Consider the following 19969-nt stretch of genomic DNA (forward strand, 5'->3'; position numbering starts at 1 on the left):
CATGAACGCGTGGCGTACTTCGACGCGGCCTCGGCCGAACCCCTGCACCCCGCCGCGCGCGAGGCGCTGATCGCGGCCCTGGACGCCGCCGGCGCCGACCCCGCGCGGCTGTACGGCGCGGCGCGGCAGGCCCGGCTGCTGCTCGAACGCGCCCGCGCCGAGGCCGCCGAGGTGATCGGCGCGCGTCCCGACGAGGTCTCCTTCACCTCCTCAGGAACACAGGCCGTCCATCTCGGGGTGCTCGGGACGCTGCCCGGCCGCCGCCGCACCGGGCGCCGCGTGGTGGCGAGCGCCGTCGAGCACTCCAGCGTGCTGGCCGCCGCGGCGGCCAACGAGCGCGACGGCGGCGCGGTGGAGCTGGTCGGGGTGGGCCTGACCGGCCGGGTGGACCCGGCGGAGTTCGGCGCGGCCGTCGCGGCGGAGGGCACCGCGCTGGCCTGCCTGCAGACCGCCAACCACGAGGTCGGCACCCTGCAGCCGGTCGCGGAGGCCGCCGAGGCGTGCCGGGCGGCGGGCGTCCCGCTGCTGGTGGACGCCGCCCAGACGCTCGGGCGGCTCCCCGTCCCCGAGGGCTGGTCGGTGCTCGCGGCCAGCGCCCACAAGTGGGGCGGCCCCGCCGGGGTCGGGCTGCTGGCCGTGCGCAAGGGCACCCGGTGGCGTTCGCCGCTGCCGGAGGACGAGCGCGAGCGCGGCAGGGTGCCGGGCTTCGAGAACGTCCCGGCGGCCGTGGCCGCGGTGGCCGCGCTGCGCGCCGCCGTCGCCGAGTCCGAGCGGGAGAACGCGCGGCTGTCGGCCCTGGTGGACCGGGTACGCGAGACCGTGCCGCGCGTGGTGCCGGACGTCGAGGTGGTCGGGGAGCCGGCGCTGCGGGCGCCGCATATCGTGACCTTCTCGTGTCTTTACGTCCCTGGCGAGGCGATCCTCACCGAACTGGACAGGGCGGGCTTCTCGGTATCGTCCGGCAGCTCGTGCACGGCGAGTACGCTACGACCATCCCACGTGTTGGAGGCGATGGGGGTGCTCACGCACGGCAACGTCCGGGTGTCGCTGCCCAGAGGCGCCTCCGCCGCGGACGTCGACCGGTTCCTCGCCGTCCTGCCGGACATCGTCCGGCGCGTGCGCGAGAGCGTGGGAGTGAGGTCGTAGAGATGCGCGGCGCGCCGCGGGACCTGGTCTCGAAGGCGGGCCGGCTTCCCGGCGGGACGCGCCGGGGCCGCGACGGCGAAGGTGGATCACTGATGGCAGGCTCGCAGCAGCAGGCGTCCGCCGGGGCGCCCCAGCCCCCGGCCGCGCTCACGATCGACGCCCTGGGACGCAAGTGCCCCATCCCGATCATCATGCTGGCCGAGCAGATCAACTCGGTGCCGCTCAACGCGACGGTGGCCGTGCTCGCCGACGACCCGGCGGCCTTCACCGACGTCCCCGCGTGGTGCCGGCTGAAATCGCACCACCACATGGGCACCTACGAGCTGCCGCAGGGCGGCTGGGCCATCCACGTGCGCCGCAACTACTGACCGCCCCCGGCCACCGCGGCCGGCCCGCGGAGAACGCGGGCGGATCGCGAAGGCCGGAAGGCGCGGGTAGCCGGACGCCGTGGGGAGGTCAGACGGCGCGGCGGGTCAGACGCGGCGGGTCAGACGTAGTGGCACGACAGCCGCGGCTCGACCTCGGCGGCGGCGTCGGCGCCGTAGGCGGCGGTGAAGCGGTCCATGAACGCCTGCTTGCCGAGCTGGTACTCCTGCCCGCCGACGTGCTCGAGGACGTAGGTGGCGGTGAGGTTGCCGATCTGGCCGCAGCGCTCGAGCGACAGGCCCCAGGACAGGCCGGACAGGAAGCCCGAGCGGAAGGCGTCGCCGACGCCGGTGGGGTCGACCTTGCGCAGCTCGGGGGTCGGCGGGACGTGCACGCTCGGCTCGCTCTCGCGGTCGATGCGGGCGCCCTTCGGGCCGAGAGTGGTCACCCGCACCCCGACCCTGGACAGCACCTCTTCGTCCGACCAGCCGGTCTTCTGCTCGACGAGGGCCTTCTCGTAGTCGTTGGTGAAAAGGTAGGCCGCGCCGTCGACCAGGGCCCGGATCTCCTCGCCGTCCATGCGGGCGAGCTGCTGGGAGATGTCGGCGCCGAACGGGATGCCGCGCTGGCGGCACTCGCCGGTGTGGCGCAGCATCGCCTCGGGGTCGTTCGGGCTGATCATCACCAGGTCGAGGCCGCCGACGCGCTCGGCGACCGGGTGCAGCTCGATGTACCGGGCCTCGGCCATCGCCCCGGTGTAGAAGGAGGCGATCTGGTTGTGGTGCTCGTCGGTCGTGCACAGGAAGCGGGCAGTGTGGTGCAGGTCGGAGACGTGCACCGAGCCGCAGTCGACGCCGTGGCGCTCCAGCCACGAGCGGTAGTCGGTGAAGTCGTCGCCGACGGCGCCCACCAGGACCGGCGAGAGGCCCAGGCAGCCCATGCCGAAGCAGATGTTGGCCGCGGTGCCCCCGCGCCGGATCTGCAGGTCGTCGACCAGGAAGGACAGCGACACGCGGTCGAGCTGCTCGGCGATGAGCTGGTCCCCGAAGCTTCCCGGGAAGGTCATCAGATGATCGGTCGCGATGGATCCGGTGACGGCGATGCGCACGGGGTCGCTCTCCTCGTTGTCAGCCTCGATGAGCCCGCCAAGAATACGGCAAGGAACTCGAGCCCGAACCGAGAACCGCCGCGGATGATCTTCTCCGCGCGGAGCCGGACAGGGACCCGGCCGCGCGAGGTCCGGGCGGAGCCCCGTGTGACCTGCGGCGCGGCCCGGCGGCCCCGCCGCACCCCTACGGGTCCACGCCGCGACGCCGCCCCGCCCCGGCGCGTGCGGGACCGGCGGCGTCCGGGCTACCGAACACTGACGGCCAGGTGACACCCAAGGAGGGCGGGCATGCCGAAACCCCGTCTGGCGGGACCGCCGGACGGGGTGGGGGGCCGGCCTGCCTAGTTGAACGAGTCGCCGCAGGCGCAGGAGCCCGTGGCGTTCGGGTTGTCGATCGTGAAGCCCTGCTTCTCGATGGTGTCGACGAAGTCCACCGTGGCACCCATGAGGTAGGGGGCGCTCATGCGGTCGGTGACGACGCTGACCCCGCCGAAGTCGGAGACGACGTCCCCGTCCATCGAGCGGTCATCGAAGAAGAGCTGGTAGCGCAGGCCGGAACAACCGCCGGGCTGCACCGCCACGCGCAACTGAAGGCCCTCTTCGCCCTGCTGCTCGAGCAGGCTGCGCACTTTGGCCGCCGCCGCGTCGGTCAGGACCAAGCCCTGCTGCGTGGTCTCGCTGCTCTCAACCGTCATCTGTTGACTCCCCGTCTGCCAACGCCCCTCGGGGACGGAGGCCTGGTTCTGAGGTCTCACTCAGACGCTACCAACAGCGGGGCACCGCTACACATTCCTGTCTCAGGGGGCGGTCCGCTCCACCCCCCTGCGCGGAGCATCTCCGGCCGTGTGCCATCATTAGTCGTCAACTAGACGATAAGCCCCTTAAGAGGTGTAAGCCGTGACGACCACCGAAACCGGCCTTCCGCTCTTCGTCCTCGGTCAGGGCACCGACCCGCACAGCGAGCGCGGCGTCGACTGCCCCGGCGACCTGCCCGCGGCCTCCGACCCCGAGTTGGTCGCGCGCGCGGTCAGGGCGAAGGCGGCGCTCGGCGAGCGGCTCTTCGTGCTCGGGCACCACTACCAGCGCGACGAGGTCATCCAGTTCGCGGACGTGACCGGCGACTCCTTCAAGCTCGCCCGCGAGGCGGCGGCCCGCCCGTCCGCGGAGTACATCGTCTTCTGCGGCGTCCACTTCATGGCCGAGTCGGCCGACATCCTCACCGGCGACTCCCAGCGCGTGGTGCTGCCCGACCTGGCCGCCGGGTGCTCCATGGCCGACATGGCGACCTTCGACCAGGTAGAGGAGGCGTGGGAGGTCCTTTCCGACCTCGGCATCGCCGAGGTGACCGTGCCGATCACCTACATGAACTCCTCGGCCGACATCAAGGCGTTCTGCGGGCGCAACGGCGGCGCGGTTTGCACCTCATCCAACGCCCGCCGGGCGCTGACCTGGGCCTTCGACGACGGCCCCGAGGGGCCGGAAGGCAAGGGCGCCGGCGAGCGCAAGGTGCTCTTCCTGCCCGACCAGCACCTCGGCCGCAACACGGCCGTCCTGGAGATGGGCATCCCCCTTTCGGAGTGCGTGGTCTACAACCCGCACCGCCCGAACGGCGGACTGACCGACCAGCAGCTCAGGGACGCCAAGATGATTTTGTGGCGCGGGCACTGCTCGGTGCACGGCCGGTTCACCGAGAGCTGCGTGGACGAGGTCCGCGAGCGCATCCCCGGCGTCAACGTGCTGGTCCACCCCGAGTGCCGGCACGAGGTGGTCACCAAGGCCGACCACGTCGGCTCCACCGAGTACATCATCAAGATGCTCGACCAGGCGCCGGCCGGGTCGGCGTGGGCGATCGGCACCGAGCTGAACCTGGTCAAGCGGCTGGCGGCCCAGCACCCCGACAAGACCGTGACCTTCCTGGACCGGACGGTCTGCTACTGCTCGACGATGAACCGCATCGACCTGCCGCACCTGGTGTGGGCGCTGGAGTCGCTGGTCGAGGGCCAGGTCGTCAACCAGATCACCGTGGACCCCGACACCACCCACTGGGCCAAGGTCGCCCTGGACCGCATGCTCGCCCTCCCGTGACGGGTCAGGGACGGCGGCCGGTCGAGGTGTCGGCAGGACGGATCCGAGGAGAGCACGCCCGGAGGAAGCGGCAGGTTATCGGCCGGTCCTTGGCCGGGAGGTGCGGCCGGGCTCAGGTGAGCTCGTAGACGACCCGCACCGTGAGGGTGACCGTGCCCTGCCCGGGGTTGACGCCGGACTTCTCGGTCAGCATCGCGAAGCGGGAGGGCGAGGTGTCGCCCTCTTCCTCCAGCTTCAGCACCCGGCCCAGCCCGCGCCCGGTCAGCTCGGCGTAGTGCCGCGCCTTGTCGTGCGCGTCGCGGACCGCGGCGGCGCGCGCGGCCTTCACCAGCGCCGCCCCCTTGGAGACCTCGAAGGAGATGCCGTTCAGGCGCGCCTCCTCCCCCACCCCCGCGACCGCCTGCACCACCGCGTCCGCCCGGGACAGGTCGCGCACCAGCGCCTCGACGCCCTGGGCGGCCCGGTATCCGACGACCTTGGGGTACTTGTCGTAGTCGGCGGCGAGAGACAGGTCATTGGTGCGCAGGTCCCGCTCGGCCACGCCGGCGCCCAGCAGCGCCTGGTTCAGCTTGAGCGCGGCGGCCTTGGCGGCGGCGAACGCCTCCCCCGCCCGATCTCGGCGCACCTCCACGCCGGCGGTGAGGCGCATCACGTCCGGCGTCGTCTGGACGACGCCGCGTCCGCTGACGGAGAGCTCGGTCGGATCGCCGGCGCGCCCACGATGCGACGGCGACCTCGCGGCGTCGCGGAGGTGGGCATGGGCCGGCGCGGGGGCGGCGGAGACCGTGAGGGCGGGGGCCGGCGTGGGGGCGGGGGTGGCCGTGAGGGCGGGGGCCGGCGTGGGGGCGGGGGTGGCCGTGAGGGCGGGGGCCGGCGCGAGGGTGGGGTTGGCCGCGAGGGCGGGGGCCGCCTGCGCTCCGGTGAAGACGAAGGCGGCGGCCGCCAGGGCCGCGCTGAACGTGGTCATGTGCACATGGCACCACCGGCCGGCCCCGGCTCCGGCGCGCCCTTCCCAGGCGCGGCCGGATCTTGACCAACCTCAGGCGGCCCTGGTGTAGCGCAGGGACAGTTTTGGGTACTCCGCCGCCCCGGCCGTCGCCAGGACGCGGCCGGCCCTGCCCTTCAGGTCGACGACCACGGCCTCGTACCCTCTGCCCTTCTTTCGCCAGGCCGCGATGTGGGCGTCGTCGTACCAGCCGATGACCCGGTCGGTCGGGAAGGCGAAGCGCGCGCGCTCCTCGCCGTCCGCCGTCCACACGCAGATCTGGCCGCGGCCGGCGCAGGAGGTGAGGAAGAGGTTCCCCGACGGCGACATGTCGTCGCCCTCGACGGTGAGCGGGCTCCCGACCCGCAGCAACGTCTGCAGCACGGTGCCGTCGAGGTCGTAGAACCGGATGCGCCGGGTGCCGCCCTTCAGGGCCCAGGTGCCGACGGCCCTGCCGTCGCCCCGCCAGAAGTAGCTCCAGCGGCCGACGTCCTTCTCCTTCACGTGGACGATCCTGGCCTTCCTGCGCGCCACGTCGATGATCGCGTAGCCGCGGCCGCGGCTGGTGCCGCCGACGGCCTCGTTCACCGTGACCAGCACCTTGGTGCCGTCGGGCGACCACTGCGGGTAGGACGGGTACACCGGCGCCTTGGCGATCCTTATCATCGTGCGCCCGGCGCCGGCCCGGTCGACCAGGGAGACGGCGGAGTGGCCGTCCTTGGTGTAGAGGGTGTCGACGCCGAGCGCCCGCCGGCCGTCGCCGCTCACCACGTACTCGAAGTACTTGCTCGTCTTGGTGAAGGAGTTCGCGCCGTCGTCCCTGATGTAGGCGCGCGTGCCGTTGTCCAGGCTGTAGAAGGTCAGCCTGACCGGGTCGCCGTCGCTCTCGTAGATCGTCACCGTGCTGCCCGGCAGTTCGATCGTCCTGGTGGCGGCGGGCGGCGCCGTCGCCGCCGGGCTCGCCCCGCCGGACGTGGCCGGGCCGGAGGAGCGTCCGGCCCGCTCGCCGGGGCGCCCCTGCGTGCCCGCGGTGCCGTCCGCGGAGACCCGCGGCCCCGGGGCGCCGGCCGACGGCTGGGCGATCAGGTATCCGGCGCCGCCCAGGACGAGCGCGCCCGCGACGACGCCCGCCACCACCAGCGGAAGCCGCCCCTTCCCCCCGGAGGACCCTTCGGTGGGCGAGGCGGAGGGCGGGGCCGTCCGGACTTCGGCCGGGCCGGCGGAGGAGGGGTCGGTGAAGGACGGGCCGTTCAAGGACGAGCCGGTTGAGGACCGGCCGGCGGAGGACGGGCCGTTCAAGGAGGAGCCGTTCAAGGACGGGCCGGTCAAGGATGAGCCGGTGGAGAACGGGCCGGTGGAGAAGGGACCGGCAGGGGACGAGCCGGTGAGGGACGGGCCACCCGGCCGGGGCGGCGGTGGCGGGTACGGCCGCCCGCCGGACGCCGTCGCGGGGCCCGGCCAGGAGTGGGAGAGATGGGGCTGGGCGACGGCCGACCCCTCCGCCATGATCACGGCGGCCGGCGCGGGGCCGGCGCCGTCGTGTCCGAGCAGCCGCATGAGCACCTCGCCCGCTGCCGGCCGGGCGGCCGGGTCCTTGGCCAGGCAGGCGGCCACGATGACGCGCAGCCGCTCGTCCAGCGCGCCGAGATCCGGCTCCAGGTTCATGATCCGGTGGAAGACGGCCGGGAGGCTGTCGGCGCCGAAGGGCGGCTCGCCGGTCGCGGCGAACACCATGGTGCCCGCCCAGGCGAACATGTCGGCGGCCGGACCGGCCTGCTCCCCCGCGAGCTGCTCGGGGGTGACGTAGGCGGGCGTGCCGACCAGCGTCGAGGTCAGCGTGGAGCTCCTGTCCAGGGCCCTGGCGATGCCGAAGTCGATCACCCGGGGCCCGTCCGCGCCGAGCAGCACGTTGGAGGGCTTGAAGTCGCGGTGCACGATGCCGGCCTGGTGGATGGCGACCAGCGCCGTGACGGTGCCGATGGCCAGCCGGTGCAGGGCCGCGCCCTGGCGGGGCCCCTCGCGCTCGACCACGGCCATGAGGGTCGGACCGTCGATGTACTCGCTGACGATGAACGGCCGCTGGTCGGCCACCCCGGTCTCGATCACCTGGGCGGTGCAGAAGGTCGCCACGCGGACGGCCGTGGACACCTCCCGGACGAACCTGGCCAGCGCCTCCTCGTTCTGCGCCAGGTCGGAGCGGAGCACCTTCACGGCCACCGGCGCGCCCGCCGGAGTGCGGCCGAGATAGACGACCCCCTGGCCTCCCTCCCCCAGCCGGCCGGTGAGCTCGTAGCCCCCGACCCGCGCGGGATCACCCGGCCGTAACGGCACCGGGTCCGACATGGCGCCCTCCGTCCCCCGCTTATTGGGCTTGTCGCCCCATTGTGGCGCGGACTTGGAGGAATCTAGAACTACCGGCTGCAAGCCGTACTCGTAGCGTGACCCGGCACAAGGAACCGCCCGTCCCGGCGGCTCAGCCGCCGGCGGAACGGCCACCCTCCGCGGGGCGGCCGGCGGCGGCGCGCCGGCGGCGGCGCAGCAGGGTGAGCAGGCTCGGCACGGTGAGGAACCCCTCGGCGATCGCCGAAGCCAGCCCCACCCTGGGCAGGTCGCGAGTGTCGTCGTAGGCCAGGAAGCGCGGCACCCACCGGGGGTGGTACTTGGCGTTGGCCCGGTACAGCGACTCGAGCTGCCACCACCGGGAGAAGAACACCAGCGCGCGCCGCCACAGGCGCAGCACCGGCCCGGCGCCGAGCCGCGCCCCGCCCTCGAACACCGAGCGGAACATGGCGAAGTTGAGCGAGACGTGCTTGACGCCGAACGCCGCGGCCTGGGTGATCAGCCCGGCGACCATGAACTCCATCAGCCCGTTGTCGGCGTGCCGGTCGCGCCGCATCAGGTCCAGCGACAAGCCGTCGTCGCCCCACGGCACGAACGACAGCATGGCGGCGGGCTCGCCGGCCGCGTCCCTCGCCTCCACCAGCACGCACTCGCCGTCCGCCGGGTCGCCGAGCCTGCTCAGGGCCATGGAGAACCCCCGCTCGGTCTCGGTGTCGCGCCAGGCGGCGGCGCGCTCGATGATCTGGCGCGCCTCCTCGGCCGACAGCTCGCTGTGCCGCCGCACGCGCAACGTGAAGCCCGCGCGCCCGACCCGGTTGACCGCCTGCCGCACCCCGCGCATCTCGCGGCCTTCCAGGCCGAACTCGGCGACCTCGATGACGGCCTCGTCCCCGAGCTCCAGCACGCGCAGCCCGGCGCGCGCGTAGGCGTGGGCGGCGGCTTCACTGGGCCCGATGACGGCGGGCGCCCACCCGTAGCGCCGCGCCTCGTCCATCCAGGCCCGGATGGCCGGTCCCCACGCCTCGACGTCGCCGATGGGGTCCCCGCCGGCCAGGCAGACGCCGGCCACCACGCGGTAGGACACCGCCGCCTTGCCGCTGGGCGAGAAGATGGCCGCCCGGTCGCGGCGGGTGGCGAAGTAGCCGAGCGAGTCACGCGAGCCGTAGGCCGACAGCAGCGCCCTGATGCGCGTCTCGCTGTCGGGCGGCAGCTCGGCCCGGGCCCGCTGCGAGCGGAACAGCACGGCGAAGGCGACCAGCACCGCGACGGCGCTCAGCAGGCCGATGACGGAGTTCACCCAGAACGGCGGCCGGCCGGTGCGGTAGAAGTCCAGCGTCACCACCCCGCCGAGCGTCCGTTCCAGCGCCCAGGGCAGGTGGTCCCGGGGCCGCAACGTACCCGGGAACAGCATCACCAGGCCGTACCCGACGCCGAAGGCCACGGCGAGCAGCGAGCCCAGCGTGAGCAGCGCCTTGCGGAACGACGCCCGCCGCATCGGCGCGAAGAACTGGTTGTGCGCCGCCGCCAGGATGCCGAGCACGACGGCCGACACCGACAGGTTGACCTCCGAGGCCACCACCTGGCCCATCAGGGCGTACTCCTCCACCAGGTCGGGCATGAGCGACGCCGACAGCACGACGGCGAGGTTGCCCAGCACCAGCAGGGAGAAGAAGGCGACCAGCACCCAGTAAGCGGCGCGTTTGTGCCGGGCCAGGGCTCCGGCGAGGATGCCGAGGAACACCGCGTAGCCTAGGTTCGGCTCGACGGGGAAGACCGCCATCTCGATCAGGCCGGTGAGCGGCCTCAGCAGGTGGCGTACCGGCGCGATCAGCGCGATCACGGCCGAGTACACCGCGGCGATGGCGATGCACACCGACATCACGCGCGGCACGACCGCGCGCAGCCGCTCCGCCGCGTGGGTCTCTGCGGCCGCCCCAGCGCGGCCATGGTCGGTCACTGCCACCTGTTTCCCCCCGGCGATGGCTGATCTGCCGGGTGGTATACCCCGCGTTTCGCCTGGCTAAGGGGCGGAACGACCGGGGTGATCGTTCTCGTACGTGCCCTTGACGCGGGGCAGGGACGAAGCAGGGGGAACAGGCGGTCGCCGGGCCGGGCCGGCGCGGGATCACAGACCCGGCGCGCCCCAGAGAGGAAACCAGCGGGACAGTTCGGGCTCGACGCGCAGCTCACCGGAGATCGCCCCGCGAACCTGGAGCTCCAGCGCGTTGTCCCTGCGCTCGCCGGCCAGCGGCGCGAACGGGTAGAAGGTGCCCTGCTTGTAGAGGTAGACGACCGCGAGGGCGCGCCGCTGGTCGTCGGTGAAGGTGACCAGCGAGCACAGCAGCGACGGGCCGAAGCCGGCGCCCTCCAGCGAGGAGTTCACCCCGTGCAGGTCGGTGACCAGCGAGCTCAGGTCGTCGGCCGGGCGCCGCACCAGCAGCCAGGTGTAGCCGTAGGAGTCCTGCGAGCGTTCGACCTCGACGTCGCCGAGCAGTTCCCTGATGTCCCGCTGGAGCGTGGCGAACGCCCCGCCCTCGGCGGAGCGGAAGCACACCGAGCCCAGGCCGGTCGGCTCGAAGCCGGTGGCGGCCTGCAGGGTCACCGCCGCGGACGGCAGCGCGAACAGCGCGTCGAGGTTCGGCCGGGCGGGCTTGCTGCGGCCGAGCAGGGCGTCCAGCCAGCCCATCGGGCTCAGGCTCCCCGGCCGAGCTGGGCGGCGATCGTGCTGAGCTGCTCCAGCCTGCGCTCCAGCGGCGGGTGGGTGGCGAACAGGGTGGCCAGGCTCGCGCCCGCGCGACCGGAGATCGCCGGGGTGAAGAAGAAGGCGTTGAACGGCTGCGCCTCGCGCAGGTCGCGCGTCGGGATGCGCGACATCTCGCCGGTGACCTTCACCAGAGCGCTGGCCAGGGCGGAGGGCCGCTGGGTCAGCAGGGCCCCGGCCCGGTCGGCCGACAGCTCGCGGTAGCGCGACAGCGCCCGGGTCAGCAGGAAGCTGATCGCGTACACGACGATCGAGACCAGCATGATGATGAGGCCGATGGGCGGGCCGTTGTTGTTGCCCCGGTCGCGGCCGAGGCCCGAGTAGAGCGCGAAGCGCGTCATGAGACCGGCGACGATGCCCAGGAAGGAGGCGATGGTCATCACCGCGACGTCCCGGTGGGCGACATGGGACATCTCGTGGGCGATGACGCCCTCCAGCTCCAGCGGGTCGAGCCGGCGCAGCAGGCCGGTGGTCACGCACACCACGGAGTTCTTCTGGTTGCGCCCGGTGGCGAAGGCGTTGGGCACATCGGTGTCGGCGATCGCCACCCGCGGCTTGGGTGCGTCCGCCATGACGCACAGCCGGTCGATCAGGCCGTGCAGCTCGGGCGCCTCCTGCCGGGAGACCTCCCGTCCGTGCATCGCGAACAACGCGATCTTGTCGGAGAAGAAGTACTGGACCAGCAGGAGGCCCCCGGCCAGGACGAGGACCACGACCGCCTGGACCCCCAGGGCGATCAGGACGCCCACGAAGACGACGTAGAGCAGGCCCAGCAGGAACATGGTCGTCACCATGCGCACCGTCAGACCCCGGTCGGGGGCGTACCGGGTTTGTGTCATATCTACAAACTATCCCGGGATAAGCCCCGAATCGCCCAGCATGCCCCTCACTTCGTCGATCGAAGCGTCGGCCGGCGGCAAAATGAGCTCGGAGGGCTCCAGGGCGTCGTCGGGAAGCGGTTTGCCGATCTGGCGCACCTTGTCGAGCAGCGCGTGGAGCTTGGTGCGGAACTGCGGCTCGTCGTCGATCTCGATGGCGGCCTCGAGCTCGCTGTCGAGGGAGTTCAGCACGTCGATGTCGCCCTCGGCCACCTCGACCTGGCCCTCGCCCATGATGCGGACGATCACAGGCCCTCCCCCGGCTGGCGGTACTGCTGGGTGGGGTGCGACTGCGACTGCGGCTGCTGCTGCGGCGGCGCCTGCTGCTGACCCGGGTGGCCGGCCTCGATCGCGTCACGCGGCGCGGGGCCCTGGCCCAGCTCGGCCTTCATGCGGGCGAGCTCGAGCTCGACGTCGCTGCCGCCGCCCATGCGGTCGAGCTCGGCCTGGATGTCGTCGTTGCGCTGGCCGCTGAAGTCGTCCAGAGCGCCGCTCGCCAGCAGCTCGTCGATCGCGCCCGCGCGCGCCTGCATCTGGGCGGTCTTGTCCTCGGCGCGCTGGATCGCCAGACCCACGTCGCCCATCTCTTCGGAGATGCCGGAGAACGCCTCGTTGATGCGGGTTTGGGCCTCGGCGGCGGTGTAGGTCGCCTTGATGGTCTCCTTCTTGTGGCGGAAGGAGTCGACCTTGGTCTGCAGGCGCTGGCTGGCGAGGGTGAGCTTCTCCTCTTCGCCCTGCAGGTTGTTGTGCTGCACCTGCAGGTCGGCGATCTGGGTCTGCAGGGCCGAGCGACGGCTCAGCGCCTCACGCGCCAGGTCTTCACGCCCCACGCTCAGCGCCTTGCGGCCCTGGTCCTCATACTTCTTCGCCTGCTGCTGGATCTGGTTGATCTGCAGCTCCACCCGCTTGCGCGAGGTGGCGACATCGGCCACGCCCCGGCGTACCTTCTGCAGAAGCTCAAGCTGCCGCTGATAGGAGTAGTCGAGGGTCTCGCGCGGATCCTCCATCTTGTCCAGGGCCTTGTTGGCCTTGGACTTGAAGATCATGGAAAGTCTCTTCATCACGCTCATGCGCGTTGGCCGTCCCCTTCTTAGGTAGTGCTGTGCCTATGCTCCCGCTCGCTGCGACGCTCGCCGGCCGTATGCTCGCTTCGCTGGCATCCATGCTCCCTCGCGCCGACTCGCAACTCCACAGGCTGCCCGCTCATCGTCAGCCCCCGATTATCGCGGCAAAGTCGCGTAGGTCCACCCTACGCATAACGCACGAGGGCGTCATTAAGTTGCACCCCCGGTAGGCTGACGTCGTGTTCCGACGTCGCACGCAGGCCCCCGTGGATGACAGCCCCACTCCGTCTTCAGAGACGCTGGCGAAAACCGCGGGAAAGGGCCGGCCAACCCCCAAACGCCGCGAGGCCGAAGGCCGCCGCCGCCAGCCGGTGACCGCTCCCAGCAACCGCAAAGAGGCCTACAAGCAGGCGCGCGAGCGCCAGGCCTCAGAGCGGACGCGCGCCCGTGAGGGCATGCTGCGGGGCGACGACCGCTATCTCCCCGCGCGAGACCGCGGGCCCGCGCGCAAGCTCGCCCGCGACTGGGTCGACTCGCGCCGCACGATCAGCCAGTATTTCCTTCCCGTCTCGCTGTTGCTGCTCGTCATCCTGTGGACGGTCCCGATGTTCGGCGGCCAGACCGGGATGCTCCTGTACTCCTACGCCATCACCATCCTGTGGCCGGCGATGATCGTCGTGGTCGCGGTGAGCGCGGTGTGGGTGGCGCAGCGGGTGAAGAAGGAGGCCGCGCAGCGCCTGCCGGACGAGAGCCTCAAGGGCGTCGGCTTCTACGCGGCCATGCGGGCGATGCAGATCCGCCGTCTGCGCTTCCCCCCGCCCACCGTCCTCCCCGGCGGCAAACCCGTCCCCCCCAAGAACTAGCTTCCACGCCTCCCCACCACCCGCGCGGCCGATAGGTCGGCCCCTGTCCGGTCGCGCACCGTCAGCGCCCGCGGCGCCGCGTACCCCGGCAGGCGCTCTGCCCCATGACGATCTGCTGTTCGGCGCCGGGGCGGTGGGAAGGTGGTCGGCGAAACCGGCGCCGGTCTACGGCGAGGAACCCCGCGGGGCCCAGCGCAGACGGCCACCTGACACCACAGGCCTCAGCCCCCGTACCGGCCGCCCTGCCTCCAACGCCCCGGCCGTCGCCCTGAGCAGCGCGTACGACGACGTCCAGTCGTTCCGCGGGTCGCGCGTGACTCCCTCGGCGCTCGGGCGGCCGACGTCGCCCCGTCCGGGGACGATCACGGCGGACGCTCCGGCGACGCCCGGCGCGGGCACGGCGAAAGGAATCGACCGGCCGTCCCACCGCCCCGCGGGCCAGTCGGCCGGGCCCCGCCCGGCGCACAGCGCGCGCCAGGTGTCGCGGATCTCGCGCACGCCGAGGTCGCGCAGGCCGGGCAGCACCGCGCCCCCCGCGCTGGAGCCGTCGTGGCGCAGCAGCGACGCCCGCAGGCCGGCCGGAAACCGCAGGCCGGTCTGCGCCTCGGCGACCGCGATGGCCCGCGCCCTGGCCGGAGGACGCAGAGCCGCATAGGTCACCGGCGCGTTCGCCCGCAGCCACCTTTCGACGCGCCGCCACTGGCGGTCCACCGCCGCGCGCACCCGTGGGTCCAGCGGCCGGGCCAGGACCCGGCGTCCTTCAGGCGGGCACGCGCCACCCGCGGGCGTGGCGGGTCCCGCGGTGACCTCCGGCGAGGCGATGACCTCCGGCGAGGCGGTGCCGGCCACCGCGCCGGGTGAGGGGGTGGTCTGCGACGCGAGCTGGGACGGGGCGGTGGCGGCGGCCGGCGCGGGGGTGTCCCGTATGGCACGGGCGCCGAGCAGGGCGGCCGTCACGACCGCGAGGCACAGCACGGCGACCGGCGCCGCCCGCCGTCCCCGCCGCCGGACGACGGTCCGCTCCGGCCCGCGTTCGTCCAGGGGAGCGGGAGGGGCGCCGGCTCGGAGCGCGGGAAGAGTGTCGGGGCGGGGCGTGAGGGGGTGGGGCGCGGTCGGCCGGCGGGTGAGGATGCGCAGGGCGTAGGCCGCCATGGCCAGGGCCGCGCCCGCGGCGGCCACCGCGAGCGCGCGCCGTACAACCCCGCGTGTGATCAACCGCCGCACCCGGGGCAGACTACCCCGAAACAGATCACCGGTACGCGACGGTTAGGGTCAAAAGCATGCAATATCGCCATCTCGGTCGCAGCGGTCTCATGGTCAGCGAGATCAGCTACGGCAACTGGATCACCCATGGCTCGCAGGTAGAGGAGGACGCCGCCAAGGAATGCGTGCGGGCCGCCCTCGACGCGGACATCACCACTTTCGACACCGCCGACGTCTACGCCGCCACCAAGGCGGAGGAGGTCCTCGGCCGCGCGCTGAAGGGCGTGCGCCGCGAGTCGGTCGAGATCTTCACCAAGGTGTACTGGCCGACCGGGCCGGGGCCGAACAACGCGGGGCTGTCGCGCAAGCACATCACCGAGAGCATCCACGGCTCGCTGCGCCGCCTGCAGACCGACTACGTCGACCTGTACCAGGCACACCGCTACGACTACGAGACGCCGCTCGAGGAGACGCTGAAGACCTTCGACGACCTCGTGCGGCAGGGCAAGGTCCTGTACGTCGGCGTCAGCGAGTGGTCCGCCTCCCAGATCGCCGACGCACTGAAGATCGCCGACGAGATGGGCTTCGACCGGCTGATCTCCAACCAGCCGCAGTACTCGATGCTGTGGCGGGTGATCGAGGCCGAGATCGTGCCGCTGTGCGAGAAGGAGGGCGTCGGGCAGATCGTCTGGTCGCCCATCGCGCAGGGCATCCTCACCGGCAAGTACCTGCCCGGCCAGGCCCCGCCCGCCGGGTCGCGGGCGACCGACCCGTCCGGGTCGGGCTTCATCTCGCGGTTCATGGACGACGACGTGCTGTCGCGCGTGCAGGAGCTCAAGCCCATCGCCGCGGACCTGGGGCTCAGCATGGCGCAGCTGGCCGTCGCCTGGGTGCTGCAGAACCCGAACGTCTCCTCGGCCATCATCGGCGCCACCCGCCCCGAGCAGGTGGCCGACAACGTCAAGGCGTCGGGGGTGAAGCTCGACGCCGAGGTGATGTCCAGGATCGACTCCGCGCTGGGCGCGATCGTCGAGCGCGACCCGGCCAAGACCCAGAGCCCGCCGTCCCGGCCTGGGCGCTGACGGCTCGCCTTCGCCGGGCCGGCATGAAGGCGCGGCCGTAAAGGAGTCGTCTCGGGCCCCTTGGTATTTCGGTCACTCTGACAACGTTTGTCACATGGGCATCAGGAAAGCCAAGGGGCCCCGCGCTCACTCCACACGCAGCGACATCCCGGCGTACTCCACTTTGTCGTCTTCCAGCAGCGTGACCTGCTCGACTCCCGCCTCGAGCAAGGTGCGCCAGTTCTCACCGAGCCATGACTCGGCATCGGCCTGACTCGGGAAGATCTCGCGCGGAAGCGGGCCGTCCAAAACCTCACCACCGTTAGCGTTTTCATAACGCCAGCGCCAAGTCATGCCATACGCTCCTTTTCGTGGGGTTTGCCCAATGCCCTCACCAGGCTGTGCAGACCCTATCCCCTGGAGTCTGCCGCAGATCTTGCCGTGCGCGCGGCGGGACAGGCCAGAGGCCGGGCAGAACGGAGCGGACCTGCGCGACCGCGCGACAGCCGAGATTGGAGGCCGGACGATGCCGCCCAACTTCCGACTTCCGGCCCCCGCCGCCGGACCAGGACGCCCGACGGCCCCGGCCGCCGGACCCGGACGCGCGACGGCGCCCGCACGCCCGGCCGCGCCAGCTCGCGCTCCCGTGACGGCGGCCGTCGCGGCTCCCGCCACCTCCGCCGAGGCGACCAGCGCGGCACGGGCATAGTGAAGGTCCTGCTATCCGGCACCGCCGGTCCGTACGGCTGGCCCGAGCCCAACTGCGGGTGCGCGTCGTGCCGCCGCCTGTCCCCCGGCCACCGCCTGCCCACCGCCGTCGTGCTCGACGACGCGGTGCGGCTCGCTCCGCCCGCCGGCCTCCCCCTGGCTCCTCCCGCGGCGATGCCCAAGGGCTACCGGATGACCGTCACGCCGGACGGCTACGCCGTGAGCGGCCCCGACCGCGGGCGTGTGCTGTACGCCGTCTCCGCCGACGACCTGTCCGGCTCCCCCTCTCCCTCCTGGGCGGAGGACGCCTACGACCTGGTGCTCATCGACCTGCTCGACCGGCCCCAGCGCCTCGGCGACCTGCGCAGGCGCGGCCTGGTCACCGCCCGCACGCAGGTCGTGGCCGTCAACCTGGACCACCGGCTCCCCTCGGAGGGCGAGCTGCGCAGGCGGCTCGGCTTCTGGGGCGGCGAGATGGTGGACGACGGCACGATCATCGACACACGCACCCCGGCGACGGCGCGCCCGCCCCTGCCCAGGCGGGCGCTGGTCCTCGGCGGCGCCCGCTCGGGCAAGTCCGGCGAGGCCGAGCTGCGGCTGATCACCGAGCCCGACGTCACCTACGTCGCGACCGGGCCGACCGGCGGGCGCGACGCCGAGTGGCTGGCCCGGGTCCGCGCCCATCGGCTGCGGCGTCCGCCGTACTGGACGACCGTCGAGACCACCGAGCTGGAGGCGTTGCTGCGCTCCGAGACGGGGCCGCTGCTGATCGACGGCGTCGGCACCTGGCTCGCCGCGGTCTTCGACGCGTGCGGGGCGTGGGACGATCCCGCCCACGACCGGCCGAGGGGCCGCAAGCCCGGACGGTTCGGGACGGCCCTGGACGCGGTCGCGGCGCGCTGCGACGAGTTGGTGGCCGCCTGGCGGCAGACCCGGGCGCAGGTGGTCGCGGTCAGCGACGAGGTCGGCCTCAGCGTGGTCCCCGCCACGGCCAGCGGGCGGGTGTTCCGCGACGCCCTCGGCCGGCTGAACCAGCGTCTGGCCGCCGAGTCGGAGGAGGCCGTCTTCGTCGTCGCCGGCCGCGTCGTCCCCCTCCCCCTGTGAGAGCCCTGTGAGACCCCTGTGAGACCGCGCCGGGCGGGCCGCCGATGCCGCCGTCCGCGTCGTCCCTCGTTCCCTGTGAGACCTCTTCGACCGGGCCGCCGATATGCCTCCTGATATGTCCCCTGACACGCCCGCGTCCTCCGCGCCGGAGGAGCCGGTCGCCGCAGGACTGCGCCTGGCCGCCGGCACCTTCACCATCTGGCCGGCCGGGCTGCCCCGCACCGACCGCGTCACCGCCGGATGGGCCATGACGCTGGCGCCGCTGATCGGGCTCGGCCTGGGCCTGGCCGGTGCGGCGGTCATGGCCGCCGCCGGGCTGCTGGTCTCGCCGCTGCTGGCCGCGGCGCTCGGCCTCGGCACCCTCGCCGTGCTCACCCGCGGCCTGCACCTGGACGGGCTGGCCGACCTGGCCGACGGCCTGGGCAGCGGCAAGCCGGCCGGGCAGGCCCTGGACATCATGAAGCGCTCCGACATCGGTCCGTTCGGCGTCGTGACGCTGGTCTTCACGCTGCTCACGCAGGCGGCGGCGGCCTCCGAGGCCGGGCCCACGGCGCTCGCGCTCACCGTCGTCACCGGGCGGCTGGCGGTGACCTGGGCCTGCGTGACCGGGGTGCCGTCCGCTCGTGCCGGCGGCCTCGGCGCCATGGTCGCCGGGACGGTCCGGCAGAGTACGGCGATCATCGCGACGGCGGCGGTCGCGGCAGGGGCCCTCGTGCTCGGCCTGCTCGCGGGCGCCCCGGTCGTCTTCCCGGTGGCGGTCGCGGCCGGTCTCGGCGCGGCCTGGGCGGTGCGCGCCCACGCCGTCCGGCGGCTCGGCGGGATCACCGGCGACGTGCTGGGCGCCCTGGTCGAGGTCGCCACCGCGGCCGCCCTGATCGTCTGCGCCGCCGCCCCCTGAACGCGGCGGGCTCCTCCCCGCCCGGCAGGTCAGGAGGACACGGCCGGACGGGCGGAGACCAGGGCGTTGAGCAGCGCAGCGCCACGTGCGGCGTCGTCCACGGACACGGCCAGCTCGCCTCCGGAGGTGTAGCGCACGACGAGGCACTCGCCGCCGCGGATCATGATGGTGGACGCCCCGGGGAGGCCGCGGATTCCCCAGCCGCCGACTTCGAGCGGATGGCGCACCTCGGCTCTGGCGCTCTGGATCTTGTCGAGCGGGATCGTCCGCGTGGGCCACTGGAAGGGGCCGAACGAGATGACCAGGCCCTGCTCGCTCACCCGGGCGCCGACCGTCGACAGGGCCCAGCCGACCACCGCGACGATCACCAGCGGGACGGCGGTGTCGCGGATGCGGCCGTCCCCGGTGACCAGGCCGAGGACCGCGAGGACGGCGAGACCGGCCAGGGCGGCGAGGCACAGGCCGGACATCCAGCGGTTGGAGGCCGCCGAGACCCACACCGAGCGCCGGTCGGCGCGCAGGCGGAGCCTGGGCAGCCGCGCCGCCCCCTCCTCCGGCGGGTCGCCGGGCCCCGCCGAGGCGAGCAGCCGGCCGATCACCCCGAGCAGGACCGCTCCGGCGAGGACCAGCGGAACCCGGCCGCCGACCGCTCCGGCGTCCCGCCAGGTGGCGCGGCCGAGGTTGGCGCCGAGCGTCGTCCACTGCGTGCCCAGCGCCAGTCCGGCGCCGCCGGCGAGCATCGCGGCGGCCGCCTTCCTGCGCGCCCTGTGCCGCACGGCGTCCCCGCGGAGCACCATGGACGCCGCGAGGCCCGCGAACACCGCCCACAACGCCGTCTGCAGGCCGAGGGCGGCCCAGAAGGACGACGCGCCGTCCGGCGCTCCCGGCGGTCCCCAGTGGGTGGCCAGCGGCTCGGGCAGCCGGGCGCGGAGCACGAGGGGGACCACGACGAGGGCGGCGGTCACCGACGCGGCCCACGCGCCCGCCGTCAGCAGGAACCGCGATCGGTACGTCATGACGACTCCAGCTCCTTGATGATCTCTATGACGTCCGCCGGGCCGTGGCCGTAGCGTTCGGCCTCCTCCAGCAGCTCGCGCGCCATGCGCCGGACGACCTCGCCTCCGTCGGGGGAAGCGAGCACCGAGACGCCCCGGCCGCGGCGGAACTCAAGGACGCCCTCGTCGCGCAGTTGCCGCAGGGCGCGCAGCACCGTGTTGGCGTTGACACCGATGGCGGCGGCGAGCTCGCGCGCCGGAGGCAGCCGCTGACCGGGCACCACCAGGCCCGACGCGACGGCGCGCCTGATCGCTCCGGTGACCTGTTCGTGCAGCGGCCGCGGGTCGTTCAGATCGAGGGTGAGCAGCATAGTGCCATTGACACTAGCATCATTCACATCAAA

20 protein-coding genes are annotated in these 19969 nt (G+C 73.1%); 7 read left to right on the plus strand and 13 right to left on the minus strand.

Annotated features, from left to right (window positions below; translation table 11 throughout):
* The first annotated feature begins 9 nt into the window (after nt 1-9).
* On the plus strand, nt 10-1146 hold the full coding sequence (locus tag ABZT47_RS19360) for an aminotransferase class V-fold PLP-dependent enzyme (RefSeq protein WP_354843495.1): 1137 nt from the start codon (nt 10-12) through the stop codon (nt 1144-1146).
* A gap of 92 nt (nt 1147-1238) precedes the next feature.
* Entirely contained in the window at nt 1239-1514 is a 276-nt protein-coding gene (locus ABZT47_RS19365) for a sulfurtransferase TusA family protein (protein WP_354843498.1), read from the plus strand.
* Between the two features lie 119 nt (nt 1515-1633).
* On the opposite strand, the gene ABZT47_RS19370 is transcribed toward ABZT47_RS19365, so the two are convergent.
* Nucleotides 1634-2620, minus strand: coding sequence for a carbohydrate kinase family protein (locus ABZT47_RS19370; protein WP_354843501.1), 987 nt, complete (start codon nt 2618-2620; stop codon nt 1634-1636).
* A 341-nt stretch (nt 2621-2961) separates the two neighbouring features.
* On the minus strand, nt 2962-3315 hold the full coding sequence (erpA, locus tag ABZT47_RS19375; protein ID WP_114031177.1) for an iron-sulfur cluster insertion protein ErpA: 354 nt from the start codon (nt 3313-3315) through the stop codon (nt 2962-2964).
* Nucleotides 3316-3517: 202 nt separating this feature from the next.
* Between erpA and nadA the strand changes: the two genes are divergently transcribed.
* Nucleotides 3518-4705: a quinolinate synthase NadA gene (gene nadA, locus ABZT47_RS19380; RefSeq protein WP_354843504.1), complete on the plus strand. Its 1188-nt coding sequence runs from the start codon at nt 3518-3520 to the stop codon at nt 4703-4705.
* A gap of 112 nt (nt 4706-4817) precedes the next feature.
* On the opposite strand, the gene ABZT47_RS19385 is transcribed toward nadA, so the two are convergent.
* The 7 genes from ABZT47_RS19385 to ABZT47_RS19415 all read right to left on the minus strand — a co-directional run bounded on the left by ABZT47_RS19385 (nt 4818) and on the right by ABZT47_RS19415 (nt 12739).
* Entirely contained in the window at nt 4818-5672 is an 855-nt protein-coding gene (locus tag ABZT47_RS19385; RefSeq protein WP_354843507.1) for an SIMPL domain-containing protein, read from the minus strand.
* A 72-nt stretch (nt 5673-5744) separates the two neighbouring features.
* Nucleotides 5745-8033 carry a protein kinase gene (locus ABZT47_RS19390; protein WP_354843510.1) on the minus strand — a complete coding sequence of 763 codons (2289 nt, stop codon included), beginning with the start codon at nt 8031-8033 and terminating at the stop codon, nt 5745-5747.
* A 130-nt stretch (nt 8034-8163) separates the two neighbouring features.
* The gene (locus ABZT47_RS19395; protein ID WP_354843513.1) at nt 8164-9993 is read right to left on the minus strand and encodes a phosphatidylglycerol lysyltransferase domain-containing protein; all 1830 of its coding nucleotides are present in this window, start codon (nt 9991-9993) and stop codon (nt 8164-8166) included.
* Between the two features lie 162 nt (nt 9994-10155).
* Nucleotides 10156-10716, minus strand: coding sequence for a hypothetical protein (locus ABZT47_RS19400; RefSeq protein ID WP_354843516.1), 561 nt, complete (start codon nt 10714-10716; stop codon nt 10156-10158).
* 5 nt (nt 10717-10721) lie between these two features.
* Nucleotides 10722-11630 (minus strand): zinc metalloprotease HtpX, encoded by a 909-nt coding sequence (gene htpX, locus ABZT47_RS19405; protein WP_354843519.1) that lies wholly within the window; start codon nt 11628-11630, stop codon nt 10722-10724.
* A 9-nt stretch (nt 11631-11639) separates the two neighbouring features.
* Nucleotides 11640-11918, minus strand: a complete 279-nt coding sequence (locus tag ABZT47_RS19410; protein ID WP_354843522.1) for a hypothetical protein — start codon at nt 11916-11918, stop codon at nt 11640-11642.
* Entirely contained in the window at nt 11915-12739 is an 825-nt protein-coding gene (locus tag ABZT47_RS19415; protein WP_354843525.1) for a PspA/IM30 family protein, read from the minus strand. The genes ABZT47_RS19410 and ABZT47_RS19415 overlap by 4 nt, the downstream gene beginning before the upstream one ends.
* 233 nt (nt 12740-12972) lie before the next feature.
* Here ABZT47_RS19415 and ABZT47_RS19420 point away from each other — a divergent pair, with 233 nt between their 5' ends.
* Nucleotides 12973-13596 carry a DUF3043 domain-containing protein gene (locus ABZT47_RS19420; RefSeq protein ID WP_354843528.1) on the plus strand — a complete coding sequence of 208 codons (624 nt, stop codon included), beginning with the start codon at nt 12973-12975 and terminating at the stop codon, nt 13594-13596.
* A gap of 165 nt (nt 13597-13761) precedes the next feature.
* On the opposite strand, the gene ABZT47_RS19425 is transcribed toward ABZT47_RS19420, so the two are convergent.
* On the minus strand, nt 13762-14820 hold the full coding sequence (locus tag ABZT47_RS19425) for a hypothetical protein (RefSeq protein ID WP_354843531.1): 1059 nt from the start codon (nt 14818-14820) through the stop codon (nt 13762-13764).
* 56 nt (nt 14821-14876) lie between these two features.
* On the opposite strand from ABZT47_RS19425, the gene ABZT47_RS19430 reads away from it, so the two are divergent.
* Entirely contained in the window at nt 14877-15881 is a 1005-nt protein-coding gene (locus tag ABZT47_RS19430; protein WP_354843534.1) for an aldo/keto reductase family protein, read from the plus strand.
* A 126-nt stretch (nt 15882-16007) separates the two neighbouring features.
* Here ABZT47_RS19430 and ABZT47_RS19435 read toward each other — a convergent pair whose 3' ends face one another.
* Entirely contained in the window at nt 16008-16214 is a 207-nt protein-coding gene (locus ABZT47_RS19435) for a hypothetical protein (protein ID WP_354843537.1), read from the minus strand.
* Between the two features lie 354 nt (nt 16215-16568).
* Between ABZT47_RS19435 and ABZT47_RS19440 the strand changes: the two genes are divergently transcribed.
* Both ABZT47_RS19440 and ABZT47_RS19445 read left to right on the plus strand, forming a co-directional pair.
* The gene (locus ABZT47_RS19440; RefSeq protein WP_354843540.1) at nt 16569-17672 is read left to right on the plus strand and encodes a bifunctional adenosylcobinamide kinase/adenosylcobinamide-phosphate guanylyltransferase; all 1104 of its coding nucleotides are present in this window, start codon (nt 16569-16571) and stop codon (nt 17670-17672) included.
* 115 nt (nt 17673-17787) lie between these two features.
* Nucleotides 17788-18570, plus strand: a complete 783-nt coding sequence (locus tag ABZT47_RS19445) for an adenosylcobinamide-GDP ribazoletransferase (protein ID WP_354843543.1) — start codon at nt 17788-17790, stop codon at nt 18568-18570.
* Nucleotides 18571-18599: 29 nt separating this feature from the next.
* Here ABZT47_RS19445 and ABZT47_RS19450 read toward each other — a convergent pair whose 3' ends face one another.
* Complete coding sequence (locus tag ABZT47_RS19450) at nt 18600-19586, minus strand: DUF1648 domain-containing protein (protein WP_354843546.1); 987 nt, start codon at nt 19584-19586, stop codon at nt 18600-18602.
* Entirely contained in the window at nt 19583-19936 is a 354-nt protein-coding gene (locus ABZT47_RS19455; protein WP_354843548.1) for a GntR family transcriptional regulator, read from the minus strand. The genes ABZT47_RS19450 and ABZT47_RS19455 overlap by 4 nt, the downstream gene beginning before the upstream one ends.
* Nucleotides 19937-19969: the final 33 nt, after the last annotated feature.

Source organism: Sphaerisporangium sp. NPDC005289 (genome assembly GCF_040607455.1).
Taxonomy (GTDB): Bacteria; Actinomycetota; Actinomycetes; order Streptosporangiales; family Streptosporangiaceae; genus Sphaerisporangium; species Sphaerisporangium rhizosphaerae.

Coding starts and splice junctions, on each gene's coding strand:
- ABZT47_RS19450 (WP_354843546.1), bottom strand. CDS start 19,586: ATGACGTACCGATCGCGGTTCCTGCTGACGGCGGGCGCGTGGGCCGCG.
- ABZT47_RS19400 (WP_354843516.1), bottom strand. CDS start 10,716: ATGGGCTGGCTGGACGCCCTGCTCGGCCGCAGCAAGCCCGCCCGGCCG.
- ABZT47_RS19445 (WP_354843543.1), top strand. CDS start 17,788: ATGTCCCCTGACACGCCCGCGTCCTCCGCGCCGGAGGAGCCGGTCGCC.
- ABZT47_RS19430 (WP_354843534.1), top strand. CDS start 14,877: ATGCAATATCGCCATCTCGGTCGCAGCGGTCTCATGGTCAGCGAGATC.
- ABZT47_RS19455 (WP_354843548.1), bottom strand. CDS start 19,936: ATGCTGCTCACCCTCGATCTGAACGACCCGCGGCCGCTGCACGAACAG.
- erpA (WP_114031177.1), bottom strand. CDS start 3,315: ATGACGGTTGAGAGCAGCGAGACCACGCAGCAGGGCTTGGTCCTGACC.
- htpX (WP_354843519.1), bottom strand. CDS start 11,630: ATGACACAAACCCGGTACGCCCCCGACCGGGGTCTGACGGTGCGCATG.
- ABZT47_RS19385 (WP_354843507.1), bottom strand. CDS start 5,672: ATGACCACGTTCAGCGCGGCCCTGGCGGCCGCCGCCTTCGTCTTCACC.
- ABZT47_RS19390 (WP_354843510.1), bottom strand. CDS start 8,033: ATGTCGGACCCGGTGCCGTTACGGCCGGGTGATCCCGCGCGGGTCGGG.
- ABZT47_RS19415 (WP_354843525.1), bottom strand. CDS start 12,739: ATGAGCGTGATGAAGAGACTTTCCATGATCTTCAAGTCCAAGGCCAAC.
- ABZT47_RS19365 (WP_354843498.1), top strand. CDS start 1,239: ATGGCAGGCTCGCAGCAGCAGGCGTCCGCCGGGGCGCCCCAGCCCCCG.
- ABZT47_RS19435 (WP_354843537.1), bottom strand. CDS start 16,214: ATGACTTGGCGCTGGCGTTATGAAAACGCTAACGGTGGTGAGGTTTTG.